6 protein-coding genes are annotated in these 7,520 nt (G+C 70.9%); 3 read left to right on the forward strand and 3 right to left on the reverse strand.

Annotation, left to right across the window (positions count from 1 at the left end; genetic code table 11):
- Window positions 1-30 precede the first annotated feature (30 nt).
- From ACLBYD_RS20945 to ACLBYD_RS20955, 3 genes are read right to left on the reverse strand one after another with little or no spacing between them, the layout of a single operon-like run.
- Window positions 31-570: a phosphatase PAP2 family protein gene (locus tag ACLBYD_RS20945; RefSeq protein WP_447817938.1), complete on the reverse strand. Its 540-nt coding sequence runs from the start codon at window positions 568-570 to the stop codon at window positions 31-33.
- A complete protein-coding gene (locus ACLBYD_RS20950; RefSeq protein WP_447817939.1) occupies window positions 567-3,377 on the reverse strand; it encodes a sacsin N-terminal ATP-binding-like domain-containing protein in 2,811 nt (936 codons plus the stop codon). The genes ACLBYD_RS20945 and ACLBYD_RS20950 overlap by 4 nt, the downstream gene beginning before the upstream one ends.
- Window position 3,378: 1 nt before the next feature.
- Window positions 3,379-4,266: a DUF3027 domain-containing protein gene (locus ACLBYD_RS20955; RefSeq protein ID WP_447817940.1), complete on the reverse strand. Its 888-nt coding sequence runs from the start codon at window positions 4,264-4,266 to the stop codon at window positions 3,379-3,381.
- 135 nt (window positions 4,267-4,401) lie between these two features.
- Between ACLBYD_RS20955 and ACLBYD_RS20960 the strand changes: the two genes are divergently transcribed.
- The 3 genes from ACLBYD_RS20960 (at window position 4,402) to ACLBYD_RS20970 (ending at window position 7,475) form a co-directional block, all read left to right on the forward strand.
- Complete coding sequence (locus tag ACLBYD_RS20960; RefSeq protein ID WP_447817942.1) at window positions 4,402-5,217, forward strand: glutaminyl-peptide cyclotransferase; 816 nt, start codon at window positions 4,402-4,404, stop codon at window positions 5,215-5,217.
- A 91-nt stretch (window positions 5,218-5,308) separates the two neighbouring features.
- On the forward strand, window positions 5,309-6,985 hold the full coding sequence (locus ACLBYD_RS20965; protein ID WP_060651987.1) for an MFS transporter: 1,677 nt from the start codon (window positions 5,309-5,311) through the stop codon (window positions 6,983-6,985).
- 1 nt (window position 6,986) lies between these two features.
- The gene (locus tag ACLBYD_RS20970; protein ID WP_060651986.1) at window positions 6,987-7,475 is read left to right on the forward strand and encodes a DUF2771 domain-containing protein; all 489 of its coding nucleotides are present in this window, start codon (window positions 6,987-6,989) and stop codon (window positions 7,473-7,475) included.
- Window positions 7,476-7,520: the final 45 nt, after the last annotated feature.

Here is a 7,520-nt window from a genome sequence, read left to right on the forward strand (position 1 = left end):
ACGGCCGTCCGCGATACGCCCGCAGCGGTGTCAGCGACGGATCCGCACCCGAGTGATCAACCACACCCACAGCAGGGCCCATGTGATCCCGAAGATCCAGCCTGCGACGACATCGGTGAACCAGTGCGCCGCGAGGTAGACGCGAGAGAGCCCGATCACGAGGGTGTAGCCGGCGAGCGCGATCGTCGCGGCGGTCCGGCGGCGATCGCCGCGCGGCCACGTGCGCACGACGACCGCGACGAGCACCGTGGCCAGAACTGCGCTGGTCATCGCGTGTCCGGACGGGAACGACTCGGTGTGCAGGGCCAGGAGCCGTTCGGGTTCCGGTGGCCGGACACGGCCGAACAGATTCTTGAGCAACACCATCACCGGCCAGCCCGTGAGGACCGCTCCGGCGACGAGGACGGCGTCGGACAGACGATCGGCCCGCACCAGCAGCAGCGTCGTCGCCGCGGCGATCAGGCTCGTCGCGACTCCCCCGCCCGTGTGGGTGAGTGCGGTCACCGCGGTGGTCAGCCACGGCTCGCGGAGCGACACCATCCAGTCGAGCACCGCGGCATCGAGCGTCACGGTTCGGTTCTCACGTCCGGAGCCGTGAGCGCGGTGAGTGCCGCGGCCAGGCCGATCGGTGTGCTGTGGACGGTGCCGGCCGCGTCGACCCACCACGGGACCTCGACCTCACCGGTCAGGGCTCCGGAGCAGCGGACGACGAGTCGGTCGTGCAGCGCGAGTACGCCGCGCGGAAGCGGCACCCCGGCGACGATTCCGGCCAGGACCGCGGCCGGATCGCGCTCCCACGTCGAACTCCTCCCATGCTCGACGGGTTCGGCGTCGACCACCGCGGACGCCACGGCGATGTCGAGCACGTCCGCGAGCGCGTGGGCGGTTCCCCTGCCACCGGTGACGAGGCGGTCGTGCGGGATCGCGGCCGCGAACCACGGACGGTCGGGTACGAGAGCGTCGGCTGCGTCGACGACGACACCCGACAGGCTGCGCACCCCGTTGGGCAGGGTGACCGACTCGGGATCGAGACCACCCGACGAGAACGCCGCGGCGAGCGCGTCGTGCGCGGCGACGATCGCGGCCGGCCCCGGCGACCTGCTGTCGTCCGCGAGCCGGTCGAGCAGTGTCTGTGCCAGTTCGATGTCGTCGATCCGCGTTCCGGCGAGGGCGCTGCGGAAGGCCGATGCGTCCGGGTGGGTACAGGGATCGAGCAGACCTTCGAAGAGGGTGTCGTCGGCGAACCGGTAGTGACCCAGAGGCCGGCCGTCGAGCGACGCGCGGGTGCGCAGGTACCACGCCGTATATCCGGCGGGGTCGGCGATCGCTTCGGCCGTCGCGGGTTCGGCGGCCAGCAGGGTCAACGCCCGCGACCAGCGGCGATCGTCGACGAGATCGAGGTCGCGCACCGCGACGAGCACCTCGGGATCGTCGTCGAGCCGCTCCCACCACGGGTGCTCGTCGGGCAGATCGTGGTCGGGGCCGGCCGGCAGTTCCGCACGCACGACCGTGAATCCCCAGCCCACACCGATCGCCCGCAGGGCGTCGGCCCCGTACCGGTCGACGACGGACGGGTCGACGGTGCCGAAGGGCGCGTCCTCGACGAGTACTTCTGCGAGCGGTGCACCGGGAAGCAGGAGTTCGTCGGCGGGGACGAGGTCGCCGTGGGTGTCGGGCAGCAGCAGTGCCCCGAGTTCGCGGGGCACGGCCGCGGGCGACACGAGCGGCACCAGTCGCAGCACGACGTCGGCGAGCTCACCGGCCGGGAGGTCGCCGTCCGGGTGGAGGTCGTCGGGATCGGTGTCCTCGACGGCCGCGACGAGCGCCGGGTCGGCGAGCAGGTCCTCGACCGTCACGGTGCCGGCTCCGAGCCGGGCGAGCAGCGGATGCGCGGCGTCGGGATGGACGAGACGCACCCACGGCATGGACACCGGGCCGAGATCCTGCAGTTGCGTTGCGAGAACGGCCGTACGCGGGCCGGTCACGGTCCGTCCGTCCGACAGCGGAACCGGCAGCGATGCGAGTTCCTCGGCCGCGACCGCGTCGACGACGAGCGGAGTGAGCGCCTCGTACAGGCGGTTCCACCACTTCGGATCGCGTTCGTGCCCGGAGAGCAGTTCGGCCAGTCGCGCGAGACCGAGTCGATGCACGCCGACGGCGGACAGCGCGGACGCATGTCGCGGCCCGCACAACTCGGGGATCACGAGCCCCGGGACGACCTCGCCGAGGACGTCGGCGAGCTCGTCGGTGAGACCGGGAAGTGCGACGGCCCGGTCGGGCACCAGATCGGCGCCGCGGTCGGCGGCGGGAAGCCACGCGCCGGCGGCCAACTCGTCGAGGATCGCTTCGCGGATGCGTTCGTCGACCTCGCTGCGCGCGAAACCCGGCAGGGGCACGAGGTCGAGTCGCTGTTCGGCGGGCAGAGCCGCGACGAACCGCGCGTATCCGCGGGCGACGTTCTCGACGTGAGCTCCGGGAAGCACGCGCCTCCGGTCGGGCTGCATGGCGACGTCGGCGACGACGATCGCAGGGAGCGACAGCTCCTCGTCGGAGCGGGTGGGGGCACGCAGGACGTCGCTGCGGATCGGGTCGATCCGCCCGTCGACGACGGGCACCAGCCATCGCGCCGACGCTCCGGTGAATTCCCACCAGGTGCGATCACCGATCCGCACCTCCCACAGGCCGTTGTCGAGTTCGCGCCGGTGACGGGTGAATTCGTCGTCGGCGACGAGGAGGGTGCGCAAGCCCGGGAGTTCGAGCAGGATGTCGTGGGCCTCGGAACGGAAGGCGTCGAGCAGTGCGACCGGGTTCACCCCGGGGCGCAGGGTCAGCACGACCTCGGTGTCGCTGCCGGTCGCCGGCGGTGTCTCCGTCGGCCACACGAGGCGCAACGCCGGGACACCGGACTCCGGCTCGGGCAGGTTCCGCTCGGCCAGCACCGCGCGGGTGCGCTCGGCCGAGAAGTGCAGCGAACCGGTGCGCGAACGCACCTCGATGTCGTCGGAGACCGACAGCACCGCCGTGAAGCCGACACCGAACCGCCCCACGGTGGATCCGGCGCCGGTCTTGTTCGACGAGCGCAGTGCGGTCAGCGCGTGGACACCGCCCTCGTCGAGCGGCTCACCGATGTTCGCGACGTGGAGACGGCCGTCGGCGAACCAGACCCGCAGGTCACCCGGTACATCGGCACGCGCGGCGGCGTCGGCGGCGTTCTGGGCGAGCTCGGTCAACACGCGGTCGCGGTAACCCGCGCGGACGTGATCGGCCTCGGTGGCCGCGTCCTCGCGCAGACGGGTGGGCGACGACGACCAGGCCGCGAGGATCCCTTCGCGTAACGCCGCGGTCCCGAACGGATCCGCGGGGTCCGGCCGGGTCACGTCAGTCGGTCTGTTCCGACTCGGACGGGGACGGCTCCGACGCGGACGACTCGGGGGCGGACGACTCGGCGGCGGGCTCGTCCGTGGAATCGGTCGGCGTGGACTCGGTGCTCACGACCTCGGTGGTCGCGGACTCCGCAGGCGCCGAGCCGGCCGGTCCGACCTCGACGACCTCCACTGCCGAATCGTCGAACGCCTCGTAGATCGGCGAACCGGCGCCGGTGGGCAGGGTCGTGTCGGAATGCGCGCCGCATCCGTACTCGGCGTGCACGACGTGACCGTCGGCGGCGAACTCGTTGCCGCAGACGCCGAAGGCCGCACGCAGCGATCCGGCGAGCGGAAGATAGAAACCACACAGGCGGCACGAGGACGGAGCGGCCTTCGCCATCTCCGAGTCGGGACCGTATTCGCTGTCGAACCAGCGCTGCGCTGCCTCGAGGCGACCTTCCAGACTCATGACCTGCTTGCGGCCCAGCCCGATCTCGAGGGCGGTCTCGTCGACCTCGGGGTCGCCGGACTGCATGTAGCCGGGAACCAGGCGCACGTCGTCGGGAGCGGGAGCCAGCAGGTCGCCGGGACCCAGATCGCCGGGACGGATCCGCTCGCTCCACGGCACCCACTCGGGTGCGACGAGCGCGTCGGGACCGGGCAGGAGCACGAGTTCGCTCACCGTCACCCGATCCGAATCCGGGGCGGCGGCCACGACGACGGCCCACTGCCAACCGCGGTAACCCGGCAGCTCCGAGGCGAAACGATGGGTGGCCGAGCACTCGTCCTCGCGCGTCACGCCCAGATAGGCGCCGACTCCACCGTCTCCGAGTTCGTCGAGTGCGGCCCGAGCGAGGTCGACGGCGTCGGCGAGCACGGAACGCACCGCCGGATCGACCACGGGGTTCGTTCCTCGGGAAGTGGAAGCAGAGGCAACACTCACGGCCCCCATTCTGCCTGACCTGTCTGCTCCGGCGCCTGCGGGTCGCGGAAGGTCGTACAGGCACCGCTCACACGCGAGGTGCAGGATGGGCGCGTGCCCCGTCTTCTCCTCTCGGCCGCGGTCGCGACGGTCGTCTGCGTCACCACCGCCGGATGCGGCGACGATCTCGTCGCCGAACCCGGTCCACCCGCCACCGAACTCGGTGTGGAGGTCGTCGCCACGCACCCCCACGATCCGGAGGCGTTCACCCAGGGCCTCGAGATCGACGAGGGCGAACTGCTCGAAGGCACCGGCCGGGCCGGGCGCTCGTGGGTGTCGGCCCGGGAGGTCGACCTCGACGGCGGGACCGTCACCCTCGCCGAGACCGAGCGCACCCGCGAACCCGTCCTCGACGACCTCTTCGGTGAGGGCATCACCGTGGTCGGCGACGAGGTGTGGCAGCTGACCTGGAAGGACGGCACGGCTGTCGTCCGCGATCGCGACACCCTGCTCGAGAAGCGCCGGGTCGACTACGACGGCGAGGGCTGGGGGCTGTGCGCGCAACCCGACCATCTGGTGATGAGCGACGGCTCGGCCGAGCTGATCTTCCGCGACCCCGCCACCTTCGACGAACTCGGGCGCGTCACCGTGCACCGGGACGGACGTGCCGTGTCGAAGCTCAACGAACTCGAGTGCACCGAGGACGGCAGGGTCTGGGCGAACGTGTGGCAGACGGACGAGATCGTGCTGATCGATCCGGCCTCGGGCCGCGTGGAGGCCCGGGTCGACGCGGCTCCGCTGCGTGATCGGCTGCCCGCGGGAGCCGATGTGGACGTGCTCAACGGCATCGCACGGATCCCCGGGACCGATCGGTTCCTGGTGACGGGCAAGTACTGGCCGACGCTGTTCGAAGTGCGTTTCGTGGAGTGATCCGGGTGGCATACCGATCGCGACACGCGTCACTCGGGCCACGTGCCGCCCTTGTGTTACAGCCGCTATCGCGTGGGGAAGAATCGAAGACGTGACCGAACCGGACGAGCGACCCGCCCCCGAGGGAGCGGACGGCCGTGTCCCGGGTTCGCAGCATCCGGGGTACAGCAACTATCCGCCTCCGCGCCGCGTCTCGGGCCGTCGCACTCCCCTGCCGCCCCTGCATCCCGTCGACCATCCGCGCCGACCGCCGGGTGCGTCGGCGGCCGGTCGGGCGGAGTCCTCGTCCGAGACCGACTCACCGCGCGCTCCGCGCATGCCGCGGAAGCTGACGGTGACGCGGGTCGCGGCTCTGCGCAGCCGCGAACTCACCTCGAAGGGCATCGCGACCTTCCGTCGAGCGGCCACGGCCGACGGCGCCGACAAGTCGGGGTTGACCGCGCTGACCTACGCGACGATGGCGAACTTCGCCTCCGACGCGGCCATCGCCGTCGCGCTCGCGAACACCTTGTTCTTCTCGGCGGCCACCGGTGAGGACAGGACGAAGGTCGCGCTGTATCTGCTCATCACGATCGCGCCGTTCGCGATCATCGCCCCGCTCATCGGGCCGTTGCTCGACAGATTGCAGCACGGTCGTCGCGTCGCGCTGGCGACGTCCTTCGCGCTGCGCACGGTGCTCGCGGTGGTGCTGGTGTTCAACTTCGACAGCTGGCTGTTGTATCCGGCGGCGCTCGGCATGATGGTGCTGAGCAAATCGTTCGCGGTGCTCAAATCCGCGGTGACACCCAGAGTCCTGCCACCGGAGATCGATCTGGTGCGGGTGAACTCCCGGTTGACGGTCTTCGGCCTGGTCGGCGGCACGATCGGTGCCGGCGCGATCGCGGCGGCCGCGGCATGGGCATTCGGTTCGTCGGGCGCACTGTGGCTGTGCGCCGGGATCACCGCATTCGGCGCCTATCTGAGCATGCGTATCCCCGCCTGGGTCGAGGTCACCGAGGGCGAGGTGCCGGCGACGCTGTCGTACCACCGCTCCGACGCGCGCACCGAGGTGCTGAACGCCGACACCGTGACCGAGGTGATCGTCACCAAGTCCGGGAAACGGAAGCAGCCGCTGGGACGGGCGGTGGTGACCGGGCTGTGGGGCAACGGCACGATCCGCATCCTCACCGGCTTCCTGACCTTGTTCATGGCGTTCGTCGCGAAGAACACCACCGGACAGGATCCGCTGATGCAGGCCGCGATGCTCGGTGGTGTCGGTGCCGCCGCCGCGGTCGGCAACTTCGCGGGCAACGCGACCGGAGCGCGACTCGCGCTCGGACGGCCCGCTCTCATCGTCGTGCGGTGCACCGCCGCGGTCGTCGTCGTGGCCGCCGTCGTCGCTGCGACCGGCAACGTCCTGGCCGCCGCGCTGGCGGCGCTCGTGGCGGCGTGCGCCAGCGCGCTGGCCAAGGTCTCGCTCGACGCATCGCTCCAGCAGGACCTTCCCGAGGAGTCGATCGCGTCCGGATTCGGCAGGTCCGAGACGGTCCTCCAGCTCAGCTGGGTGTTCGGCGGAGCGATGGGTGTGCTGTTGCCGACCGAACTGTGGCTCGGGTTCGCTGTGGTCTCCGTCGTGCTGGTTCTCGGATTCGCGCAGACGGTGCTGACATACCGTGGGGGGACATTGCTGCCGGGATTCGGCGGCCGTCGACCCGAACGCGTCTCCACCGAGACGGCTGCCGGGCGGAGGCGCGCCGGTGGATCCCCCACCGAAGATTGGAACAGTTGAGTTGCACGCCCGGACGAAGAAGACTCTCGCGCTGCTGCTGGTGGCCCTGGTGGTCGTGGTAGCGGGAGTCGCCGCCACGGTGTGGAAACTGGTCGATTCGGCCGAGCCCACGCTCCCCACCATCACCGCGTACGCACGGGGAGAGACCGTGACGGTCGATCCCGCGCAGCACTGCAATCTCTATCTCGAGGACTGCGTGGAGAACCCGATCGGTCAGCTCGACGTGCCGGCCGGCTACCCGCTGCAGCTGTCGCTTCCGAACGAGATCGCCGATGCTCCGTGGCGCATCCTCACCGTCTACGGCGACACGCAGACCGGGCAGACCTACATCGACGGCGCGATGTTCGAGGCCGGTGCACGCCGCACCCTCACCGTGGAGAGCTCCCCGGAGCTGCAGCTGCTGGGAGTGGAGATCCAGCTGCCGTCGGCCGTCGTCGACGAGGCCGGTGAACCGATCGCGCACGCCGTGTGGGCCGTCAAGACGTTCTGAGTCCCGACCCCCGCATACGACGACGGGCCGTCCTCGCACACGGCG

Source organism: Rhodococcus sp. C26F (genome assembly GCF_053345925.1).